The following is a 23,034-nucleotide window of genomic DNA, read 5'->3' as shown; positions in this document are numbered from 1 at the left end:
GTTTCGAGGATTTTCTTGCAGGAGACCGACCATGCGCATGCTCTTCGCCCTCTTCTTGCTCGCCGCCAGCGGGCTGGCCCAGGCCGCCATCAAGACTCAGGAAATCCCGTACCAAGGTCCCGACGGCACCCGGATGATTGGCTACTACGCCTTTGATGACGCGATAAAAGGTCCGCGTCCCGGTGTCGTGGTGGTACATGAGTTCTGGGGTTTGAACGACTACGCCAAGCGTCGCGCCCGCGACCTCGCCGGTCTGGGTTACAGCGCCCTGGCCATCGATATGTATGGCGACGGCAAGAATACCGAGCATCCCAAGGACGCAATGGCTTTCATGCAGGCCGTGCAAAGGGACAACGCAATTGCCAGCGCGCGGTTTCAGGCGGGCCTCGACTTGCTCAAGCGACAGGCGCAAACCGATCCGAACAAGCTTGCCGCCATTGGCTATTGCTTCGGTGGCGGCGTGGTGCTCAATGCCGCTCGCCAGGGTGTTCCTCTGGCCGGTGTCGTCAGTTTCCATGGCGCGCTGGCGACCAATACCCCTGCGACACCAGGCAGCGTCAAGGCGAAAATCCTCGTCGAACACGGCGCCCAGGACAGCCTGGTCACACCGCAAAACGTCGCGGCCTTCAAGGCCGAGATGGACAAGGCCGGCGCTGACTACCAGTTTGTCAGCCTCGACGGCGCCAAGCACGGTTTCAGCAACCCCGATGCTGATCGCTTGAGCCATGGCGATCATGGCGGGCCGGATATCGGCTACAACAAGGCGGCGGATGAAAAATCGTGGGCGGATATGCAGGCATTTTTCAAGAAGATCTTTAGCAAGTAGATCCCGTATTGAGGGGCTTTTGTGGCAAGCACTACCCAGCATCAAGGCAACCCGGCAAAATGCCCGACATGAATTCCGTCCCTGCCCTGCCCGTCTGCTGCACGCCCCTCGATGCCCATTGGCCGCTGCCGATGGTGCTGCCCGACGCAGTGCTGCTGAGTACCCACTTCGATACTTCGCAACTGCACAGCGATGATTTCCAGCGCAGCGCCATCGAGGCGCCCGCAAGCATTCAGCGGTCCGTCGCCAAACGCCAGGCAGAATTTCTCGCCGGGCGAATCTGCGCCCGCGCAGCCCTGCATCAATTGGAAGGCCTGAACTTCAGCCCGGCCATCGGTGATGATCGGGCACCTGTGTGGCCTGCGCACATCACCGGCTCGATCACTCACAGCACCGGTCGGGCCGCGGCGATTGTCGCCAGGAAAACCCATTGGCGAGGGTTGGGCATGGACCTGGAAAACCTGCTCAATGCCGAACGTGCCGAACGCCTGGCCGGAGAAATCCTCACTCCGCCGGAAATGCAGCGCATGACCGCTGGGCATCGTGATCAACTGGCGTTGCTGGTCACCCTGACTTTTTCAGTGAAAGAGAGCCTGTTCAAGGCGCTTTACCCGATCGTCCAACAACGCTTCTACTTCGAACACGCAGAGGTGTTGGAGTGGAGCGAATCAGGTGAAGTGCGGTTGCGGTTGCTGACCGACCTGTCCGGCGAGTGGCGCAACGGTACCGAGCTCGAGGCGCAGTTCGGGGTCAAGGATGGGCAGTTGTTGAGTCTGGTCAGCATCAAGGCCTGAAGACTTCTGCAGTTTGTAAGGGACTCTTCGCGGGCAAGCCTCGCTCCTACAGTTCTACATCGATCCACAACATGAGGTTCGACACAAAACCGCTCACCGCCTCTCCTGACTCCTTGGCCAGCTCAAGCTGAAACACGCGCCGCCCAGGCTTTTGCTCTTGCCAATCAACGCCCGGCCGTCGTGCCAATGGATGATCCGTCGCACGATCGACAATCCCAACCCATGGCCGCCCGAGGCCCGGGTCCGGCTGTCGTCGAGTCGCAGGAATGGTGTGAAAATTTTCTCCCAGGCCATTTCCGGAACTCCCGGCCCGTCATCTTCGACATCCACTCGACAACGCTGTTGCCCCACCTGATAACTGACGGTGACCCGCGAATGAGCATGGCGCATGGCATTGCTCACCAGATTTTGCAGTGCCCGGTGCAGGTAGCGCGGCTCTGCCTCGACCCACGCGTCGTCACAGTCGGCGGCCGACAGGCACAATCCTCGTTGCACCGTGACGTCGGCGCGCAAGGGCGCCAGCTCCTCGATCACCTGATTGACCAAGGCGTCCAGATCGATACGCTGGAAATTCAGTGCCGGCGAGCCCTGCTCCAACCGCGCGTAAGTCAGCATCTCGTCGACCAGGCGGTCGAGGTCCTCGATATCGTGGTCCATGCCTTCGCAGTATTTTTCCAGCGCTTGCGGTGTCTTGGCCGAGCCGATCATTTCCAGGCCAAAGCGCAGGCGCGCCACCGGCGTGCGCAACTCGTGGGACACGGCACGTACCAGCTCGCGCTGAATGGCCAGCAGTTGTTGCAGGTGCTCGGCCATGCCGTTGAACGCCGACGCCAGCCGCCCCACCGAGTCCGCGCCCCGCGTCGGCACACGGGTTTCCAGACTGCCCTTGGCGATCCGCGTGGCCGCTGCTTCCAGCCCGCGCAGACGGCGCTCCAGTTGCCGCACCAGCAGGTAGACGATCAGGCCGATCAGGCTCAGCCCCAGTGCGGCAATCAGCACCAGCCACTCGGGTGGATACGGATTCATCTGGTACAACGGGCCAATTTCCAGCACCCACGGCGTGCCAACCATGCCGGCGAACACCCGGATCGAATCGCCCTCCTTGCCCAGCGCCATCACAGTGTCACCCTCGGACACCCGACGGCTCTGGTCTTCGTCCATGTCGGCTTCCTGGACCGTGACCAGACGCAAATCGAAGCCAAAACCTTTGTCCTTTTTCAATTGCGCCAGGCGCACCGGCTGCTCGCCCACGGGGTAGCGCACCAACTCGTCCGCCAACAGGTAAATCGTCGCCCGGGCGAGTTGTTCGCTGATCTGCTGGACGTCCCCCGTAAGCACAAGCTGCTCCTGGTCACTGACCAGTCGATAGACTCGGGCCGCATGCGGGCCGGTCTTCTCCACCAGGGCCTGGCCACGCAAGACGCGGGTGCGCTGGGTGAGGTCGAGATCGGTCTGGGCAAAGGTTTTCAGCGCCAGCGGAATCCCCAGCAGCCGCTCCCACACCAGCAACGCCCGCTGGCGCTCGGTCTGGTTCATCGGCTGCAGGTTATCGGCCATCAGCGAAAAGGTGCCGTGTGCCAGTCGTTCCCGGTACTGCTCGCCGCGCACCTGATTGAGCATGTGCAAGGCCAGCACGCCAAGTACCGCCACCAATATCAGCGCGGCACACATGCCGCCGTAGATACGCAGGAAGATCGAATTCACGGGGTTGGGTCTACGCAGGCCTCGGGGACAAACAGATAACCTTTGCTGCGCACGGTCTTGATCAGTCGCGGATGGTCCGGGTCATCGCCGATCTTGGGGCGGATGCGCGAGATGCGCACGTCGATGGAACGGTCCTGGCCGTCATAGCCAATGCCGCGCAACGCGGTGAAGATTTCTTCCCGGGACAGGATGCGTCCGGCGTTGGCAACCAGCAGCCAGAGCAAGTCGAATTCGGCGCTGGTCAGTTCGATGCCACTGTCGTGCAGCCAGGCTTCGCGCAATGCATTGTCCACCACCAGCGGGCCGAATTGCAGGCGTCGTTGTTTTTCCGGGGTCACCTCCGGCGCCTCGCTGCGTCGCAGCAATGCCTGGATGCGCGCCAACAGCAAGCGCGGGCGCACCGGCTTGCACACATAGTCGTCGGCGCCCAGGTCCAGGCCGAGGATCTGGTCGGTGTCGTCGGTGCGTGCGGTGAGCATCAGGATCGGACCGTCATAACGGTCACGAACCTTGCGGCAAATGCTCAGGCCATCTTCGCCTGGCAGCATCAGGTCGAGAATGACCAGGTCCGGTTGTTCCTTGATGATGCGGTTCGCGGCCAGCGCACCGTTGCCTTCGATCGATACACGCAGGCCATTGGCTTGCAGGTAATCACGTGTCAGTTCGGCCAGACGTTGATCGTCCTCCACAATCAATACCTGCCAGGCTTCTTGTTCCACCGGTGACCTCTACTTGCCAGAACGCTCATAAGGAAGGATCCGCCCGTCTTTTTGTAATGATAGGGGTGGATAAATTGCGTACACGCCGACCGATTGTATAAACGTCGCCCACCCAGAACACAAGCTGGCAAATGCGTTCGGACAACAGAGTTTTTTGTGATAGGGTTCGCGCCCTTAAAAATCCGCTCGGGCGTTTTCGCGGGTTGAAAATCGATGAAAAAAAGCCGGGTCCAGCAGCGTCGCGGCCTGCACGCCGATTCCTTTCACAACACACAATTTACGCACAGGTTTATCCACAGGTAGTACGTTGCAATCACCCCCCAAAACGCATTATCTTGTAGCCCAGCGTAAAAAAAACCCTAGATGTAGGGTTTTTCGAAAATTACCAAACACAAACCGGATACCAAATTCAAGCGCTTTTATTGCCTCTTTCCGGTTGAACCAAACGTAATTTCCAAAGCCCAAAACCGCGCGCGCGGATGGCTACTGTATTTCGGCCCATGGGGTGAAAAACGGTACGGGTGTTGCAGTGCAGCTGCCACCTCCCAACTGTCATCTCAAAAGGACCAAGGTCTCAGGCCCAAGGCGTGAGACCAAAGACTTCGGCATGGAAGCGGCGCCCAATAGCCCCCTTCCTACTGTCCCGAAGTTGTTATGCCCGGCCTTAGCCGGTTGTAGTGCTTCAGGACGGAACGGTGGGCACCGAGATGGTGCCCAATCAAACATAGAGAATGTGGAGACACCCCCCGATGCAAACCGACACAACTCGCGAGAACCCGCAGGGCACCTTGCCGCAGGCCGCTGATTCGAATTCGGATCTGTCCGCCACCGCGCCGGGCCAGCTGCGCGTGATCAAGCGTAACGGCACTGTCGTTCCTTATACCGATGACAAGATCACCGTCGCCATCACCAAAGCGTTTCTCGCAGTTGAGGGTGGCACCGCTGCCGCTTCGTCGCGAATCCACGACACCGTGGCGCGCCTGACCGAACAGGTCACTGCCACCTTCAAGCGTCGCATGCCATCGGGCGGCACCATCCACATCGAAGAAATCCAGGACCAGGTCGAACTGGCCCTGATGCGTGCCGGCGAGCAAAAAGTCGCTCGCGACTACGTGATCTACCGTGACGCGCGTTCCAAGGAACGCGCCGCCCACGCTCCAGCCGAAGAAGCGGTCAACGCTCACCCGTCGATCCGCATCACCCGCGCCGACGGTAGCCTGGCGCCGCTGGACATGGGCCGCCTGAACACCATCGTCACCGAAGCGTGCGAAGGCCTGGAAGAAGTCGACGGCGACCTGATCCAGCGTGAAACCCTGAAAAACCTGTACGACGGCGTGGCCCTGACCGACGTCAACACCGCCCTGGTGATGACCGCCCGTACCCTGGTCGAGCGTGAGCCGAACTACTCGTTCGTGACCGCGCGCCTGCTGATGGACACCCTGCGTGCCGAAGGCCTGGGCTTCCTCGGTGTTGCCGAAAGCGCGACCCACCACGAGATGGTCGACCTGTACGCCAAGGCCCTGCCGGCCTACATTGCCAAAGGTATCGAATTCGAATTGCTGAACCCGGTCCTGGCCGACTTCGACCTGGAAAAACTGGGCAAGGCGATCAACCACGAACGCGACCAGCAGTTCACCTACCTGGGCCTGCAAACCCTGTACGACCGTTACTTCATCCACAAGGATGGCGTGCGTTTCGAACTGCCGCAGATCTTCTTCATGCGCGTGGCCATGGGCCTGGCGATCGAAGAGAAACAGAAAGAAGACCGTGCGATCGAGTTCTACAACCTGTTGTCGTCCTTCGACTACATGTCGTCGACTCCGACCCTGTTCAACGCCGGCACCCTGCGTCCACAGCTGTCCAGCTGCTACCTGACCACCGTGCCGGATGACCTTTCGGGCATCTATCACGCGATCCACGACAACGCCATGCTGTCGAAATTCGCTGGCGGCCTGGGCAACGACTGGACCCCGGTTCGTGCGCTGGGCTCGTACATCAAGGGCACCAACGGCAAGTCCCAGGGCGTCGTGCCGTTCCTGAAAGTAGTGAACGACACCGCCGTCGCCGTGAACCAGGGTGGCAAGCGCAAAGGCGCTGTGTGTGCCTACCTGGAAACCTGGCACATGGACATTGAAGAGTTCATCGAGCTGCGCAAGAACACCGGTGATGATCGTCGTCGTACCCACGACATGAACACCGCCAACTGGATCCCTGACCTGTTCATGAAGCGCGTCTTCGATGATGGCAAGTGGACCCTGTTCTCGCCATCGGAAGTGCCGGACCTGCACGACCTGACCGGCAAGGCCTTCGAAGAGCGCTACGAGTACTACGAAGCCCTGACCGAGTACCCAGGCAAGGTCAAGCTGTTCAAGACCATCCAGGCCAAAGACCTGTGGCGCAAGATGCTGTCCATGCTGTTTGAAACCGGCCACCCATGGCTGACCTTCAAGGACCCGTGCAACCTGCGCAGCCCGCAGCAGCACGTCGGCGTGGTCCACAGCTCGAACCTGTGCACCGAGATCACCTTGAACACCAACAAGGACGAGATCGCCGTTTGCAACCTGGGCTCGATCAACCTGCCTAACCACATCGTGGGCGGCAAGCTGGACACCGCCAAGCTGCAACGCACCGTGAACACCGCCGTTCGCATGCTCGACAACGTGATCGACATCAACTACTACTCGGTGCCGCAAGCGAAGAACTCCAACTTCAAGCACCGTCCGGTCGGCCTGGGCATCATGGGCTTCCAGGACGCGCTGTACCTGCAGCACATCCCTTACGGTTCCGACGCTGCCGTCGAGTTCGCCGACAAGTCGATGGAAGCGGTCAGCTACTACGCGATCCAGGCTTCCTGCGACCTGGCTGACGAGCGTGGCGCCTACGAGACGTTCCAGGGTTCGCTGTGGTCCAAGGGCATCCTGCCACTGGATTCGCAACAGATCCTGATCGAGCAGCGCGGCCAGAAGTACATCGATGTCGACCTGAACGAAACCCTGGATTGGGCACCGGTTCGCGCCCGTGTTCAGAACGGCATCCGCAACTCGAACATCATGGCCATCGCACCGACCGCGACCATCGCCAACATTACTGGCGTTTCGCAGTCGATCGAACCGACCTACCAGAACCTGTATGTGAAATCGAACCTGTCGGGCGAGTTCACCGTGATCAACCCGTACCTGGTTCGCGACCTGAAGGCTCGCGGCTTGTGGGATTCGGTCATGATCAACGACCTGAAGTACTACGACGGTTCGGTGCAGCAGATCGAGCGCATCCCGCAAGAACTCAAGGAGCTCTATGCGACTGCGTTCGAAGTGGATACCAAGTGGATCGTCGATGCGGCCAGCCGTCGTCAGAAGTGGATCGACCAGGCTCAATCGCTGAACCTGTACATCGCTGGCGCTTCGGGCAAGAAGCTGGACGTGACCTACCGCATGGCCTGGTACCGTGGCCTGAAAACCACCTACTACCTCCGTGCCCTGGCCGCGACCAGCACCGAGAAGTCGACCATCAACACCGGCAAGCTCAACGCTGTTTCCAGCGGTGGCAACCACGGTGACGATTCGGTCCTGGCAGCACCAGCCGGCCCTGCTCCAGTGCCGAAGGCTTGCGCCATCGACGAGCCGGATTGCGAAGCTTGCCAATAGGGACGACAGGCTAAAAAACGTATACTTATACGAACGTTTTGCACGCTAAAGCCTGTATTCATTGAGATTTTTAGCTTTACAGGCTGTAAACATCGGGTATAGGCTCCTACCCCATCTAGACGATGGGTAGGAGCCGTATACTTTGAGAAGCTTTGCTGTACGCACCTTCACCGCCAGTGACGGCGTTGAGATGGCTGTCCTGGTTGACGACCAAGGATGCCCTCTCTTTCTCCCCAATGCTTACGCCACTCTTGAATACCGCGACTGTGGCGCATCCATCGCAACCATTGATAAAGCTCTCAGAGCCTTGGGCATGACATTTCTGTGGGCAAGCGCCAGACAGATTAATCTAACCAATATGCTCAACAGCGGCAGTTTTCTCACCATTGACCAAGTGGAAGATCTTGCCCTGTTCTTGAGGTTGAGTCGAAAAACCCAAGACGAGTGTCTGCAAGTAAATATTCAGACAGCTAGTTCGGCGAAAGTGTTGAGCTTTGAAAAAGTCCGAGGCGGATTTAATCAACCGCCCGTGGACGGCCCGCACATAACTGCTGTTGAGGGCGGATATAGAATCAGAGCCGTTTCTAGGTTTTTCAAGTTCTACATCAACCGCCACCTGGCATCGCTCGGCCAAGAACCAGAAGTACTGAGTGCCTTTAAAGAAGCTGCTGATGCAGCCATTAGCCGCTTTGAGGCGCTAATACCTCTGGCGGCATATGCTGATGAAGATGAGACATTGGAAGGTCTTCCTGAAGCCACGATGAGCCTGATTCATAGGGTGTTAGATCCCAGCTCTTCTGACAACCCTTTTACTACAGACTTCGTCAGGCACCGCAACTATCTCATGTTTCAGATATTTGCTGACTCAGGTATTCGCCGGAGTGAACTTCGTTATATCAAAGTCAACGATGTCGACTACTCCCAGAACAGGGTCACCGTCCGAGTATCCAAAACACAGCCCCGTACTGTGCCGATCTCGAGCGTTACAGCGCAAACATTCCACGATTTCGTTGTCAGGTTCTGGAGTAAAGTTTCCAAGCAAAATACCAAGCACGGATACCTCTTTATTACTGAGTTTGGTGCACATATGGCGAAAGACTCAATCAACCTAATCTTTAGGACATTGAGGAGCAAGGTACCTGGAGTACCAGAGCATGTTGCGCCACATGCGTTTCGTCGAACTTGGAATGATCGGCTGAGCAGGAAAAACGATGCCTTACCTGAAGATAAACGCATGTCTGCAGAGAAAGAGATTCAGGTTCGTAACAGACTGATGGGCTGGAGTAAAAAATCTAATATAGCGGCCAAATACGCCAGGCGCAGCATCAAAGAAGCGGCTGACAAGATAGCAGAAGAAATGGCTAATGAAATTGCCAACGGCGGGCAAAATAATGAGACTTGAACAGCAGGAATTCGACTTCGTTAACCGACCAAACGCCACCTCTAAAACAGTGGTACTGCAAGATGGCAGAGCCATAAGTATTAGGTTAGGGGAAGATTTGCGAATTCTGGACTCAGATGGAGCTAAAATCAACCTCAATACTACATTCTTGTCGGAAGAAAACGAGCTGCACGCCAGTATTTTCAGAGTGCTGTATGGCACTCTCGCGACTCATAGTTTGGTTTACAATCATACAATTATTCGAGCGCTCAAAAGCTGGTTAACAATTGAACAAATGAGCGATGTTGCCTTACTAGAACTCACTCACATCGAAAGCCTGGTCACTATCCCGTTAGATTATCGCTCTTTCATTTTGCCGGTATTACGCAGGATTCAGGCCCAAAAACTGGCTGGACTATCACCAGACGTACGTAGCTTCCTAACATCTGGGCATCAATGGGAGGAGAGAGGAACAGGCGCCTATTACTCCTTAATTACTAATGATCCAACCTGTGGTGCGCTTACTAGCCAGGAACTACATAATATACACGGCGCCCTCAATCATGCTTACGCTCATGCTAAAATTAGCAAAAGTACATTTACCCTTTGCTGGTTTTTCATTGCCACAGGTGTTCGACCGATACAAGTAGTTCGAATGAAAATATCAGACGTTCAGATTGCATCTGGGCCGGAAGGCAAAGAGGTAACATTGCGTATTCCTCTGGCCAAAGGGGATAAGACCAGCACCCAAGAATACTGGCTTCGTCGCGCGCCCACTGTTTTGGCCGAATGTCTTATCAATTATTTGGACAGCGAGTTCATGTCGGAACGCCCTAAAGACTCCCCGTTGTTCGACGGAAACTCCAATGTGCTTTCAAAGAGAATCATCAATACATTTGATTCTCTCGATACGTACTCCGAAAGGCTCGAAGGCCAGATACCAGTCAACGCTTATCGTTTTCGCTATACCATGGCCACGCGTGCATTAATACATGGTGCCTCCGACTTTGAGGTTGCCAGACTGCTAACTCACCGTGGCACTAGCTGTATCCAGTTTTATAGAGCCTCGATGCCCGAACTCCAGAAGCCGATACGTCAGGCTCTGGGGGACGAAATGGACTATTTTGCCAAGGCGTTCCAGGGTAAGTTGATTAACAGCCTCGGAGAAGCAACCCGCGCCGGCGAGGAGTCATCAGTTATCGCAGACTTCCTTCGTTTAGCCGGGCAATCATTGGGGGCATGCGGCACTAGAGCTGAGTGCCATCAAAATGCTCCAATCGCATGCCTATATTGTCCATTTTTCGAACCGCTTGAAGAGGCGCCTTGGGAGGAGCTCCTTGCTTCGCTCAAAGATGACCAAGCAGTTGAAAGCGACAGTCGCATTCGCCAGATCAATCACAATGCGATGTCCGCTATTAATGAAATCATAGTCGAACGAGACAATCGACAGCGTATCGCAGCGAGAGAGCTTCATGGGTGATATAATACACTTCGTAGGTAAACCTACGCTGACAGCAAAGGAAAATCTGGCACGGTTTGTTACTCACGCAAAAGCAAACTTTCCTTTTAAGGATGTTTACTGGGAGGACAATAGCTGGGATATATCCACTTTCGCACCGGATCGTAACCAAGGGAAACGACGAAAAATCGTGCTCTTTCGCTCTTCGCAGGATCCAAGCGGCAATAAACCCATTGTAACTATCCCGCTGTCCGAACCATTCTTGACATTTGCTAAATCTGCATTTAGTGAAATAATGAGACATTCAAGGCTTCAAGAGTTCAAAAGATATCTTTATGCGATGCAGGCAATAGAGCAAGCCTTACTTAATTTAAAACTTACGCCATGCATTACGTCGATAAGTGCGAGTGTACTTGACGATGCGGCGAAACTGTTAGATGAGCGATATGCTGACGCCTGGAGCGTAGGACGCTGCCTCGAACGCCTCGTTCACGATATTGTTATTCCAGGACACATGGTACCCCACCAGCTAAGCTGGAAATCATCTACATCCTATAAAGCCCCTACGCGCAACGACAGAGTGCGTCAAGCGGGTACGGACAGAGCGCATGAGAGGCTCCCGCATGTAAAATCAATATTGGATTTAGCAGAGATTCACCATACATCTGATCATATCCCGGACAAAGTAGTGACTTGTTTTGTAACCTTAGCCATGTTCGCACCTAACCGGGCGACAGAGGTACTTACGCTTCCGGTCAAATGTATTACTAGTGTAGAAAGCGATGCAGGCCCTCTGATGGGGCTACAGTGGACACCGTTGAAGAAAGGGATGCCTTTAACGAAATTTGCTGCTTCAGAAACGTTTGAACGAGTCACTACTGAGGCAATTGAATATTTAATTCAACTTGGTGCACCAGCTAGGGACGCAGCTAGATGGTACGCGAATAATCCTACAGCTTTGTATTTACCGCCAGGTTTTGAGCACTTGCGCGATCAGCCTATAACGCTTTGGGAAGCAGCAAAAATCCTAGGGAAAGAGACCGCCATCCACTCCTCCAGAGCGAGTAGGTATGGGCTGGAAAAACTCAAAGAAATTATCACTGACCCCGCCCGGCATGAGTCAATGCCCCCACGAGGTGCTCCTGCATACTCCTTTTCATCGCTGGAGTCGTTTGTACTCAAAAAACTTCCTGCGAATTTCCCAATATTGGATCCTTTGACGGGACTAGCTTGGCACGATGCTTTATTCATTCTTCCTGAGAACATATTCAGACCTAACGTCGAGCCTTCAAAACACATACCAACACCTATAAGCGTCAACCAGCTAAACAACCAACTGGGAGCGAACCCGGGTGACATAACTATATTCACAAGGCACGCTAAAACTTTACCTGATGGCAGCCCCGCAGCCATTACAACTCACCAATTCCGGCATCTTTTAAATACGCTCGCCCAATCTAAGCATTTGAGCGAGGCACTGATTGCTTTTTGGTCTGGCCGAAAAAGTATCGCTCAAAACGAATGGTATGATCATCTACCTCAAGAGGCGTTCATCGAGGCTTATACCTCGCTTGGTAAGCAAATACCGACTATATCTATCAACGGCCCACTAGATGAAAAAATCGAATCGGTCGCCATAGCGAATATGCTGTCCCGTCAAGAAGCGATCAAAGTTGAACTTGGAGCCGTTCACACCACACGGTTTGGCTTGTGCAGACATGACTATGCGCTAACGCCCTGTCCAAAGGACAAAGACTGTCCTAATTGCGGGGAATTCTTTTGTGTAAAGGGCGATGAACGCCACTACAAAGAGGCTCAGTATCAGAAACAACTGCTCGAAGGAGCGTTGATGAGAGCTCAAGCTGCGCTTGCAGCAGGCGACGCAGGCGCTTCTAGATGGATTTCTGTCAACGCACCAAAACTCGAAAGGTGGAATTTGATGCTGGAAAAAATGAACGATCTTTCTATCCCCGATGGAGCGGTGATAACGCTACCGCCGCCGACTCACTCCCAGTCAAAAACTGGCTTAGTTGAAGCGGTGCGGACAATCCAGGGGATACCTGACGCTCAGCAAGCGGATGAGGAGATTGATCTTGATAAAACCTTGCATGACTTGGATTTCTTCTAATGGGCGCTCCTAAGCTGACTGATGAAAAAATCGAAAAAGCTGTGATGGTGTTAGACGGCTGGGCTGGCAAACTTATTTGGGATCGCTACCTGGCGATTCTCGAGGTTGAAATCGGGCATAGATATACAAAAGCAGCGATGCTAAGACAGCCTAGGATAAAGACAGCATGGGATCATGCTAAAGCGAGAGGTAGAGAGTCTGCGCCAAATGTTGGTCATGGCAACGTAGCACTCACGCTGTCCGTAAGCCGCATACAACAACTAGAAGACCGCGTGGAGCGACTTCAGCGAGAAAACCATCAGCTCCTTGAGCAATTTGTGCGCTGGGCTCATAACGCCACTCGTCATGGGCTTGCGCTAAAAGACCTCGACAGGCCACTCCCAGTTTCTATTCGTAAAGAAACCAAATAGCGTTATAAACGCTCGAGTTTACAGAGGGGCAATATGGGCCACACAAGAGAAGTATGATGAGCACCCTCAAGGAATCTATAGCATTCGAGATACTAGACGAACTCACTGGGGCCTGGATTAGCGGGCAATAATGATGATTGACACGAATCATCTCTGGCAGCGCGAACGAAAACGTCGCTACGCATTGTGGGAATTAGAAAAACTGCAGCCTGGATCTGATCGAGCGATTCAGTACCTTGAAATAGAGCGCCAAGATCGAGATGCCCCCATTGGCGATGCAGTTGACATGTCGGTTGAGGAGCTACGAGAGCGTGTCCCAGAAACCGAGATCGAGGGTGCCAGCGGATCCCACTTTGTAGTCGTGCTTGACGAGCACATACCTGAACCCTAGGAGACTCGTTTCGAAGAGGCGAGTACTGGGTCTACCCATTTACGGGAGGGTTGCTATGCGAGAGATTGGCGTCGGTTTTTACGACTATGGAAAGCCGAGATGCAGCACCTGGCAGCGCATTGGGAATGCGCTAAGCCTTAGCCCGACGAATCTCACACAAGAACGCCCCTTTCCAGCTGGCCGATAAGATCGACAACAGCTTGCGTTTCCACCCTCGTCCCTAGCATGTCGATTGGACGCTTCGCTCCGAGCCCCGGCACTGGTGACGTCATCCATTCCGCTGCACCGACCTTATCGTTTTCGAAGAGGGAAAGTGCTCCGTCAAAGAGATTTACCAACGCAACCAGTCGGTCGCTTTCTGCCGTATTAAATCGCCCTGCTTTCGCCCTACGTGCCAACCTTGCGGGCGACAAGCCTATGGCTCTGGAGATCTCTCCTCGCTGCATCTGCAGTAGGGTCGCAATCTGATCAAGGTGCTTGAAAGGCAGACCTTGGTGGATGAGTTCATGCAATCTGGTTCCGCGCGATGGCAGTCCTAAAGTTGACCAAATGCAATCAGACGCGGGAAGTCCTGGCTGGTATTCCTTGATCGATGACAGCACTTTCATCTCCCTCTGACAGACCTTAGGCGAGCCGGGCCAAGGCCCGAATCAGCGACATACCCTCTCGGCGGCAGGCACAAGTTTGCGACTTCCGAAGGCAGCGCATGACAAGCACTTCACTCACGGATATTGTCAGAGCATGAACGAATCAGATCCTACCCCATCCATTCCGACGAGCCACTCTCGCAATGGGTCGGAGTGCATCAACGCCACAGAGCATGACCGTGAGCTTGGCGAGTTTCTAAAATGGCTGGAGGACGACATCCAGAGCCACCCTGAAAAACTGATCGCCGTTGATTCAACCCTCCTGGCTCGCCTCGGCTCTTTAGTCGGCGGTGTTGAGGTTGACATCAACTCTCCGCTTTCAGCGGATGATGAGTGAGCAATGCCCTTTTATAGATACTCACGCAGATGACTGAGCTCTGGCTCCGCCCCATCATTCCCAGTTCGATTCCTGAATCGACTCTGGTTCGAGCAGATGAGCTTGTAAGGAATACTGCCTTCCTCGCTGGCATGGTCGCACCAGAGACCGCTGCATGCTTGAGCGAACTGCTGAAATTCACCGACGCTCATTACTCAAGACTTATTGATGGGAGCCCTTCTGAGCCAGAAATACTGGAGCGTGAATTCGTACTTGAGCACCATCAGAGCACCTTCGCGGACATCCCGGAGCTTCGTCGACGTATCGTGGCGGTCTTGTGTCAGCACTACCAGCTTCTCCATAGGCGAACACTCCGTAATGGCATAGGGGCTTTTGCGCGGGCGCTTACGTTCGAGTATTTCGCACTGCTTGGACTTCACCCACAGCTGTGGTCGCTTTCGCGAGGCCTGGGCCGAAGGCTCGACGAGTATCAGTCTGCTACAGGTATGAATGATCCCATGCAGACAGATGGGTTTGAGGGTGCCCAACAACTCATAGGCAGGGAGCAGCTCGCTTTCATCGACTTTATGCTTGGTGTCTGTCATGAGGAGGTGGACTACGTGACTACCGCCCTGAATCGTCGCAGGCTTCGTGAGTCCGTCACTCGTGCCTACAAAACAAACTCGCGTTTGAAGGACTCAGGCATTCGACCAGAAACGATGCCTGCGTTGTTAGCGCTGCTGCTCCAAGGCGCATTGCCTCGAAGCGAGTTCCTAACTTTTACCGGGCTTCCGTATGAAGCAGTAGACGATCAGATCAACCGGTTGATCAAGCTAGGCATCGTGATGAGCCCGCAATCTAACCTTCATAGGCTGGAAATAGGCTTACGGGCCTGGATTGCACTCGATCTCCTACCGAATTTCCATTAGGCATGCAGGCGGTGCGCGCAGGAATCTCAATCAGACTAACGTCCCCAAGCCCTTGATCAAATAAGGCGGTTATCAGCGTTTACTTCTACAGTTTACTTTAGCTACGAAACCGCTCATCTAACTCTACGCGTGGAAATCTGAGACCGCGTGATCGCAACCCGTCGTGCGCTAAAGCTCCTCGTGCGAGCACCTGCTGACAGAGCCGTAGGCCAGTGTGACACCAAGGGCAAAGGGATTCGAATGCATGAACAACAACTACGTTGACCAAGCTAAAAGTCTTCTGTCTGAGATTGGCATCCACCAATTTTCGGAAGGTGTATGGGCGTTCACGGATGTTCACACTGCCAGTCAAGCTTACATCCACCACTCACTCCAGCCAGCCGCCCTTGCTGCTTACGCGGCAGTTAACCCCACGTTCGCTGCAGGCCGTTTTCCCAACTGGGCGTTGGTCGATATGGTGGATAGAGTGCCTTGCATGGACGGTGCTGAGCTTACTGCGCTGTCGATGGTTTGCGGAGCTTCCATCCCTGCGTTCACCAGTGCCTCAGAGCGCGAAAATATTTTTGGACAAGCGGTGTGGAGGATCGTAGAAGCCTACTCGCTTGAAGGTTGTTTTGAGTACGTCGAACGCGCGTATGGTAGTGAAGGTAGCCATTACAACTTGCGGCCTCGCGGCTTCGATTGGGGTGGCGGAGAAGAGCCCGTCCCCGAATCCTTGAAAGCAATGCGCAAAAGCTATCGCGCAATGTCGCCGCTGCAACAGATCATGGTTTTAACGATCATGCACTTGTACTGCCCGGGTAAAGACAAGACATACTTGACTGGGGGCTGTCCGACCAAAATTCCCGCCGCCGAGGCAATGAACATCCTTCGCAGAAATGGGCCGGCGCTCTCGTACTGGGGCCACCTGGTTACTCATTACGAGGGCTGGTAGGTAAGAATTGTGCGATGACTCGCACACAATGATTTGAACACAACCTACCCCTCCCACCTCCCGCAAAGTCTCTGTCCTCATGCAGAGAATCATTGCGCCCTGTCATAAATTGTCTCAGCTCAGTCCCGCATAATTGTTGAAATCATGGAGCCATACCGGTACTCCTAAAGCACCAGTTTCAGCAGGGAACGCACCATGCATTCAAGATTCAGGGTCATCGAAACAACCAGAATGGATGATGGCATCAAGCAATATCGGGTTGTGGATCTCGTCGAGGGAGGCTCTGCTAGTAAGCACGGTGTGTTCAAGGCCAGGGTCGAGGCAGAGGCTGTTTGTTCGCTCCTGAATGCCGAGAATCCACGTCAGCACGGTGTAGGTCGTATGCCCCTGAGTCTCTGATCCATTCGTTTCGTAACGCCTCGTAATGACCGCAAAACCGGCACAATAGAGCGTGCCGGCAATTGTCATCACTACAGCCTTACTTTTTTATGGAAACAATCGTGGCTTTACTACCGTCTAGCCGAAACGAAAACGAAACACGGTCTCCGGCCTTCAGCCCTGCCAGCTGATTCTCCGTTACGGAAAAAGCCATAGTCATTGGCGGCCACTTTACGGCTGGAACAGCTCCGTGGGAGATGGTCACCGTATGCTTCGTAGTATCTATAGCCTTGATCGTTCCCTCGGCATTGGCAACTTGAGCCTGTTTTGCATCCTGCTTCATCTCCATGCCCTCCATACCGTCCATTTTCATCCCCGGCATGTCCTCAGCGTGGACAGAAAGTGAAAGCGCAAATACGGTGCTTGCAACTGCAATCATGGTCAGTTTCATACGACTTTTCCTTGAGGCTTCATGGGTTCAATTATTAGGTGCCGGCGACGCATCAGGCGATAGGCTGCCGGAATGACAAACAGGGAAAGCAAGGGTGCCGTGATCATGCCGCCTACCATAGGCGCGGCGATGCGGCTCATCACTTCGCTACCAGTACCGCTGCCCCACAAGATGGGCAACAGGCCGGCAATGATCACGGCAACGGTCATGGCCTTGGGTCGAACGCGCTGCACAGCGCCTTCGCGAATGGCCGCAACCAGCCCACGCTCAGTGTTGTCGCCTAGGTCTTCACGTTCGGCCCAGGCGTTCTTCAGGTAGAGCAGCATGATCACGCCGAACTCGGCAGACACCCCGGCCAGGGCGATAAAGCCGACTCCGGTGGCGACCGACAGGTTGAACCCCAACAGATAGAGGAACCATGCCCCGCCAGTCAGTGCGAATGGCAGAGTGGCCATGATCAGCAAGGCCTCATCGAAGCGGGCGAAAGTCAGGTAGAGCAGCACGAAGATGATCAACAGCGTGGCAGGCACCACCAGTTTGAGGCGTGCGTTGGCTCTTTCGAGAAACTCGAACTGTCCTGAGTAGCTCAGGCTCATGCCTGGCTGCAACTTGACCTGCTCATTGACGACCTGGCGTAGATCGGCGACCACAGAAGCAATGTCCCGACCACGCACATCGATATAAACCCAGCCTGAAGGCCGTGCGTTCTCGCTCTTGAGCATTGGCGGGCCGTCCGTGACCGTGACCTTCGCTACCGTGCCGAGGGTGATCTGGCTACCTAGCGGAGTGTAGATTGGCAACTGCTCCAAAGCGCCTGGCGAGTCACGCCACTCACGTGGGTAACGCACGTTAATCGGAAAGCGTGCGAGGCCTTCAATGGTTTCCCCGACGTTTTCGCCGCCGATAGCGCCGGCAACGATGGACTGCACGTCAGCGATATTTAGTCCGTAGCGGGCGGCGGCCTTGCGGTCGATATCCACGTCGATATAGCGGCCACCGGTCAGTCGCTCGGCCAGAGCCGAACTGACACCGGGCACACCCTTCGCCACCCGCTCGACCGCCTGAGTAGCGGCATCGATCTCCGTCAGGTTGGTGCCGGCAACTTTCACGCCGATGGGACTCTTGATCCCAGTGGCCAGCATGTCGATACGGTTGCGAATCGGTGGTATCCAGATATTCGTAAGCCCAGGGACTCGTACCACTCGATCCAGTTCTTCCACCAGCTTTTCCTGGGTCATGCCTGGACGCCATTGCTCATGTGGCTTGAACTGGATGGTGGTTTCGAACATCTCCAGCGGTGCCGGGTCGGTGGCGGTTTCTGCACGACCGGCTTTACCGAAGACATGTTCGACCTCGGGCACGGTCTTGATCAGGCGGTCGGTCTGTTGCAGCAGTTGCGCCGCTTTCTGCGCCGACAATCCCGGTAGTGCCGAAGGCATATAGAGCAGATCGCCCTCGTCCAATGGGGGAAGAAACTCGCCACCTAAGCGAGACATTGGCCATAGCGCACTGACAAAAACCAAGAGTGCCACCAGCAGCGTGATCTTTGGTCGACGCAAGACTACGTCCAGGGCAGGCTGATAGATCCGAATCAACCACCGGTTCAACGGGTTTTGTTGTTCACTGGGGATTCGCCCCCTAATCCAATAACCCATCAGCACTGGCACCAGGGTCACTGACAATCCAGCCGCTGCGGCCATGGCGTAGGTCTTGGTGAAAGCCAACGGGCCGAACAGGCGCCCCTCCTGCGCCTCCAAGGTGAACACCGGAATGAATGACAGGGTGATGATCAACAAACAGAAGAACAGTGCTGGGCCTACCTCTGCCGCCGCTTCGGTCATTACATGCCAATGACGCTCACCCTTCAGTTCCTCACCAGGATTGGCCGCGTGCCAGGCCTCAACCTTCTTGTGGGCGTTCTCGATCATGACCACGGCGGCATCGACCATGGCGCCGATGGCGATGGCAATCCCACCCAAGGACATGATGTTGGCGTTGATGCCTTGGTAACGCATGACGATAAAGGCAATCAATACACCAACAGGCAGGGAGATGATCGCCACCAGCGATGAGCGCAAGTGCCAGAGAAAGATCCCGCAAACTAACGCGACGACGATGAACTCTTCGATTAGCTTGTGGCTGAGGTTTTTCACGGCACGGTCGATCAGCTTGCTGCGGTCATAGGTGGTAACGATTTCCACCCCGACCGGCAAACTTTTTTTCAGCTCGTCGAGTTTGATCTTGACCGCCGCAATGGTCTCGCGAGCATTCTTGCCACTACGCAAAATTACCACGCCGCCGACGGTCTCGCCTTCGCCGTCGAGTTCAGTAATACCACGCCGCATTTCCGGCCCCAACTGGATCGTGGCGACATCGCCAAGACTCACCGGTACACCTCCAGCACCGAGCTTCAACGGGATAGCACGAAAGTCATTAAGCGTTTTTAGGTAGCCTGAGGCCCGCACAATGAACTCGGTCTCTGCCATCTCCAGCACGGCACCACCGGTTTCCTGATTGGCCTTACCGATAGCCTCGGTTACCTCAGCTTGAGTGATACCGAGGCTGGCCAGTTTGAGCGGATCAAGCTGCACCTGGTACTGCTTGACCATACCCCCCACAGTGGCCACCTCCGCAACGTTCGGCAGGGTCTTGAGTTCGAACTTGAGGAACCAATCCTGAAGTGCACGAAGCTGTGCTAGGTCGTGTCCGCCACTGCGATCTACCAGTGCGTACTGATAGATCCAACCTACTCCCGTTGCATCCGGCCCCAACGCTGGCTTGGCGCTGGCTGGCAACCGACTTTGTATCTGACTTAGATACTCCAACACCCGTGAGCGGGCCCAGTACAGGTCAGTACCGTCCTCGAACAGCACGTAGACGAAGCTGTCACCGAAGAAGGAATAACCGCGCACCGTCTTTGCGCCTGGCACCGAGAGCATGGTGGTCGCCAACGGATAGGTCACCTGGTTTTCGACAATCTGCGGCGCCTGGCCTGCGTAAGGTGTACGGATGATCACCTGCACATCGGAGAGATCCGGCAGCGCATCGATGGGCGTGCTCTGCACCGACCAAATGCCCCAAGCCGTGACGAACAGTGTCGCAAGTAATACCAGGAATCGGTTGGCCACCGACCAACGAATGAGGGCAGCAATCATGGCTGGCTCCCTGATTTATCCAGGCGCTCAACACGCAAGCCATCGTCAGTCTGGCTCACCGCGACCCGAACCTTGTCGCCCGTTTTAAGGCCCTGCATTAGAGCCGGGTTGGCGAGTGGGAACGTCATCGTCATGCCAGGCATGCCCAGCGTCTTGAAGGGGCCATGGGCAAGCGTGACGTCTTTGTCGTTGATCTCAACGATCTGCCCATCCGCCTCATGAAAACTGGAGGTTGCTGCGCCGGGTGGTGACTCTTCCTCCGAGCTTGCAACGATGCCCTTGAGACTGGCCTCCGAGTCGAGCAGGAACTGGCCAGACGTAACCACCTTCTGGCCTTCTTCCAGACCTTTCACTATCGCCGTCTTGCCATCGCTTTCCTGCCCGAGGTGCACTTCCACTGGACGGTAGTGGCCTGCGTCTTCGGCGAGCATCACCAAGGCACGTCGGCCAGTGCGAATGACAGCCTCGCTCGGCACCCACAACACACTTTGCCCGGTCGAGCGACTCAGGCGTACCTGCGCCGTCAAACCCGGTCTGAGGCGCCCGTCGGGATTGGGGAGTTCTACCCGCACGCGAAGAGTACGGCTGTCCGGGTTGGTCTCGGGCAAAATCGCGCTGACTTTGCCGCTGAGCATTGTCCCTGGGAAGGCTGGCAGACGCGCTTCGACCGCCTGCCCCACGGTGATCGATCCGGCATCCGATTCTGGAACGGCCACGGCTAGCCAGACACTGCTCAAGCCATTGACGCGTGCCAGAGTATCGCCAGTAGCCACAGTCATACCCGCACGTACATTCAATTCTTGCAGCACACCACCAATAGGGCTGGTGAGAGTCAGGTAGGGCTGAACCTTACCGCCACGCTCTACCTGAGTAATCAGTGCTGCCGGCATCCCAGTGAGCTGTAGTCGCTGGCGGGCCACAGTCAACAAATCAGCATCCCCGCTGCGCTTCAATGCAAGAAACTCTGTCTGGGCAGCCGCCCATTCCGGCACCAGGATATCCGCCAATGCCGCGTTGGCTTTGAGCACATCACCGGGAGCGTGGGCATATACCCGCTCCACAAAGCCTGTGGTGCGTGCCTGAATCACAGCGACATCACGTTCGTTGAATCCCAAGACACCCGTCACATCGAGGCTGGAGTCAAAGATTCCACGGGTGACTGTTGCAAAACGCAGACCGAGATTCTGGGTCAGACTCGGATCGATACTGACTGTCGCACGATCCCCTGCGCCACCGGCGTACTTAGGAATCAGTTGCATATCCATGAAGGGGGACTTACCCGGCTTATCGAACTTTTGCTGCGGGTACATGGGGTCATACCAATACAGAGCCTTGCGTTCGTTAGGTGAATCGAGGCTCTGCTCCTGGGCAGAACTGGATACTCCATTCATGCGATGTTGAGCGAACCAGTAACCACCGGCACTACCGAATGCCAGCGAGATACCAACCATCAATGCCCCATTCCATTTAAGGTTCATTGACTGGCCTCCCCATAAGCAAAATACAGACGCGCACTGGTCAGCGCTCGCTGCTCTTCCACGTCGATCTGCTTGAGACGGGCCTCGATGAGTTCACGTCGAGCAGCAACAACAGCGTTTAAATCGCCTTTGCCGGCACGGTAACTGGCCATGCTGAGTTCGACCTTTTCCTTGGCCAGCGGCAACAGGCTTTCCTGGTTACGGCGTACCGCACGATTCAGGCGCTCATAGTCAGCCAGTTCGTTTTCCAGTTGCTGGGTATGCTCGCGTAACAGGGCTTCGCGCTCGGACTCAAGCTGACTGAGTTCCGCCTGTTTGGCTGCGATTTTGGGGTTTTGGCGAGAGTCAGGAAACAGCGGCAGATCCCAGGAAAATTGCACGCTGACCATATCCCCGAATTCACGGCCACGGCGCTGGTAATCCAGTTCCCAGCTCCAGTCTGACTGCTTCTCCGACACGGCTTCACGAACCTTGGCTTGCGCTTCGCGGGTCATCGGTGCAAACGCTGCCAACTCGGGATGGTGTTGCTGTTTATGGGAGTAACTTGAGGTGTCGACGGGCCATTCAGGCAAGCTGCCCACGGGCTTGTCGTTGGCGGCGGAGCCAATCCAGCGTTTGAGGGCCGCTCGGGCCTGTGCTCTCTGGAGAATCAGATCGTCCTGTTGCTCCGCCAGTTGAGCTGCTTCCTGCTTGGGTGTCACCGCATCGGCGGGCTGAGCGCGGCCCCCGGCGATTTGGGCTCGGACAGTATCGGCTAGCAGACGATTTTCTTTGTAGAAGTTCTGGAACAGTGCATCTTTGCGCTCAACCGAGTAGCTGCTGATCCAGGCCAATGCCGTGGACTGGCGTACCTTCAGACGTTCGACTCGACGCTCCGCAGCGGCGCGATCAATAGCTGCATCGGCGACCTCAATGCGCGCTTTGCGCTTGTCGCTGTTGGGCATCTCCTGCATGACACCGACCATCTGCATGGTCATGAAGTCCTGGTCGATGCTCCAACGATCCGGGCCGCCAATGGGGTAGTTCTGCACGCCCACCAGCAGCTTGGGATCAGGTAATTCCCCAGCTGGAATGGCAGCACTGCTGGCTGCCTGAATTTTCGCGTCTTGTGCGGTCAGTGACGGCGCATTATTTTCGGCCAGCCGCAACGCTTCATCGAGCGTCAAGGCGGCAGCGAAACTCGGCAATGCCAGCAAGCCTGCCGCCAGGCCAGCCACGAGAGACCAGCCTGTGCAATTGCACTTGGAGTTCATGTTTACGATTCCTGTGATCATCCACTGCACGCTTCAA

Annotated in this window: 18 protein-coding genes; 10 read left to right on the top strand and 8 right to left on the bottom strand. The window is 55.6% G+C overall.

What is annotated here, in order from left to right; all coding sequences use genetic code 11:
* The first annotated feature begins 31 nt into the window (after nt 1-31).
* Both CGA21_RS05270 and CGA21_RS05265 read left to right on the top strand, forming a co-directional pair.
* Nucleotides 32-826: a dienelactone hydrolase family protein gene (locus CGA21_RS05270; RefSeq protein WP_188263732.1), complete on the top strand. Its 795-nt coding sequence runs from the start codon at nt 32-34 to the stop codon at nt 824-826.
* A gap of 68 nt (nt 827-894) precedes the next feature.
* Nucleotides 895-1,620 (top strand): 4'-phosphopantetheinyl transferase, encoded by a 726-nt coding sequence (locus tag CGA21_RS05265; protein WP_218278491.1) that lies wholly within the window; start codon nt 895-897, stop codon nt 1,618-1,620.
* Nucleotides 1,621-1,713: 93 nt separating this feature from the next.
* On the opposite strand, the gene CGA21_RS05260 is transcribed toward CGA21_RS05265, so the two are convergent.
* Together CGA21_RS05260 and CGA21_RS05255 are read right to left on the bottom strand one after the other, a co-directional pair.
* Complete coding sequence (locus CGA21_RS05260; RefSeq protein WP_110754231.1) at nt 1,714-3,324, bottom strand: ATP-binding protein; 1,611 nt, start codon at nt 3,322-3,324, stop codon at nt 1,714-1,716.
* Nucleotides 3,321-4,043, bottom strand: a complete 723-nt coding sequence (locus CGA21_RS05255; protein WP_020800609.1) for a winged helix-turn-helix domain-containing protein — start codon at nt 4,041-4,043, stop codon at nt 3,321-3,323. The genes CGA21_RS05260 and CGA21_RS05255 overlap by 4 nt, the downstream gene beginning before the upstream one ends.
* Nucleotides 4,044-4,792: 749 nt before the next feature.
* On the opposite strand from CGA21_RS05255, the gene CGA21_RS05250 reads away from it, so the two are divergent.
* The 5 genes from CGA21_RS05250 to CGA21_RS05230 all read left to right on the top strand — a co-directional run bounded on the left by CGA21_RS05250 (nt 4,793) and on the right by CGA21_RS05230 (nt 13,065).
* Complete coding sequence (locus CGA21_RS05250) at nt 4,793-7,687, top strand: ribonucleoside-diphosphate reductase subunit alpha (protein ID WP_188263731.1); 2,895 nt, start codon at nt 4,793-4,795, stop codon at nt 7,685-7,687.
* Nucleotides 7,688-7,829: 142 nt separating this feature from the next.
* Nucleotides 7,830-9,089, top strand: coding sequence for a tyrosine-type recombinase/integrase (locus CGA21_RS05245; protein ID WP_223194018.1), 1,260 nt, complete (start codon nt 7,830-7,832; stop codon nt 9,087-9,089).
* Nucleotides 9,052-10,548, top strand: a complete 1,497-nt coding sequence (locus CGA21_RS05240) for a site-specific integrase (RefSeq protein WP_188263730.1) — start codon at nt 9,052-9,054, stop codon at nt 10,546-10,548. The genes CGA21_RS05245 and CGA21_RS05240 overlap by 38 nt, the downstream gene beginning before the upstream one ends.
* On the top strand, nt 10,541-12,655 hold the full coding sequence (locus CGA21_RS05235) for a hypothetical protein (protein ID WP_188263729.1): 2,115 nt from the start codon (nt 10,541-10,543) through the stop codon (nt 12,653-12,655). The genes CGA21_RS05240 and CGA21_RS05235 overlap by 8 nt, the downstream gene beginning before the upstream one ends.
* Nucleotides 12,655-13,065 (top strand): hypothetical protein, encoded by a 411-nt coding sequence (locus CGA21_RS05230; RefSeq protein WP_188263728.1) that lies wholly within the window; start codon nt 12,655-12,657, stop codon nt 13,063-13,065. The genes CGA21_RS05235 and CGA21_RS05230 overlap by 1 nt, the downstream gene beginning before the upstream one ends.
* A gap of 543 nt (nt 13,066-13,608) precedes the next feature.
* On the opposite strand, the gene CGA21_RS05225 is transcribed toward CGA21_RS05230, so the two are convergent.
* Entirely contained in the window at nt 13,609-14,064 is a 456-nt protein-coding gene (locus CGA21_RS05225) for an antitoxin Xre-like helix-turn-helix domain-containing protein (protein WP_188263727.1), read from the bottom strand.
* 133 nt (nt 14,065-14,197) lie between these two features.
* Here CGA21_RS05225 and CGA21_RS05220 point away from each other — a divergent pair, with 133 nt between their 5' ends.
* The 3 genes from CGA21_RS05220 to CGA21_RS05210 all read left to right on the top strand — a co-directional run bounded on the left by CGA21_RS05220 (nt 14,198) and on the right by CGA21_RS05210 (nt 16,282).
* Nucleotides 14,198-14,440, top strand: a complete 243-nt coding sequence (locus CGA21_RS05220; RefSeq protein WP_188263726.1) for a type II toxin-antitoxin system PrlF family antitoxin — start codon at nt 14,198-14,200, stop codon at nt 14,438-14,440.
* Nucleotides 14,441-14,469: 29 nt separating this feature from the next.
* The gene (locus tag CGA21_RS05215; protein WP_188263725.1) at nt 14,470-15,348 is read left to right on the top strand and encodes a hypothetical protein; all 879 of its coding nucleotides are present in this window, start codon (nt 14,470-14,472) and stop codon (nt 15,346-15,348) included.
* A gap of 244 nt (nt 15,349-15,592) precedes the next feature.
* On the top strand, nt 15,593-16,282 hold the full coding sequence (locus CGA21_RS05210) for a hypothetical protein (RefSeq protein WP_188263724.1): 690 nt from the start codon (nt 15,593-15,595) through the stop codon (nt 16,280-16,282).
* A 201-nt stretch (nt 16,283-16,483) separates the two neighbouring features.
* Here CGA21_RS05210 and CGA21_RS05205 read toward each other — a convergent pair whose 3' ends face one another.
* From CGA21_RS05205 to CGA21_RS05185, 5 genes are read right to left on the bottom strand one after another with little or no spacing between them, the layout of a single operon-like run.
* Entirely contained in the window at nt 16,484-16,750 is a 267-nt protein-coding gene (locus CGA21_RS05205; RefSeq protein ID WP_188263723.1) for a hypothetical protein, read from the bottom strand.
* Nucleotides 16,751-16,760: 10 nt separating this feature from the next.
* A complete protein-coding gene (locus CGA21_RS05200) occupies nt 16,761-17,111 on the bottom strand; it encodes a copper-binding protein (RefSeq protein WP_188263722.1) in 351 nt (116 codons plus the stop codon).
* Nucleotides 17,108-20,266: an efflux RND transporter permease subunit gene (locus tag CGA21_RS05195; protein WP_188263721.1), complete on the bottom strand. Its 3,159-nt coding sequence runs from the start codon at nt 20,264-20,266 to the stop codon at nt 17,108-17,110. The genes CGA21_RS05200 and CGA21_RS05195 overlap by 4 nt, the downstream gene beginning before the upstream one ends.
* Nucleotides 20,263-21,744, bottom strand: a complete 1,482-nt coding sequence (locus CGA21_RS05190) for an efflux RND transporter periplasmic adaptor subunit (protein ID WP_188263720.1) — start codon at nt 21,742-21,744, stop codon at nt 20,263-20,265. Before CGA21_RS05190 ends, CGA21_RS05195 begins: the two co-directional genes overlap by 4 nt.
* Nucleotides 21,741-22,997, bottom strand: a complete 1,257-nt coding sequence (locus CGA21_RS05185) for a TolC family protein (protein ID WP_188263719.1) — start codon at nt 22,995-22,997, stop codon at nt 21,741-21,743. Before CGA21_RS05185 ends, CGA21_RS05190 begins: the two co-directional genes overlap by 4 nt.
* Between the last annotated feature and the right edge of the window lie 37 nt (nt 22,998-23,034).

It is taken from the genome of Pseudomonas sp. PSB11 (assembly GCF_014596605.1).
GTDB classification, from domain to species: domain Bacteria; phylum Pseudomonadota; class Gammaproteobacteria; order Pseudomonadales; family Pseudomonadaceae; genus Aquipseudomonas; species Aquipseudomonas umsongensis.
This window is presented reverse-complemented; position numbering and strand designations above follow the sequence as displayed.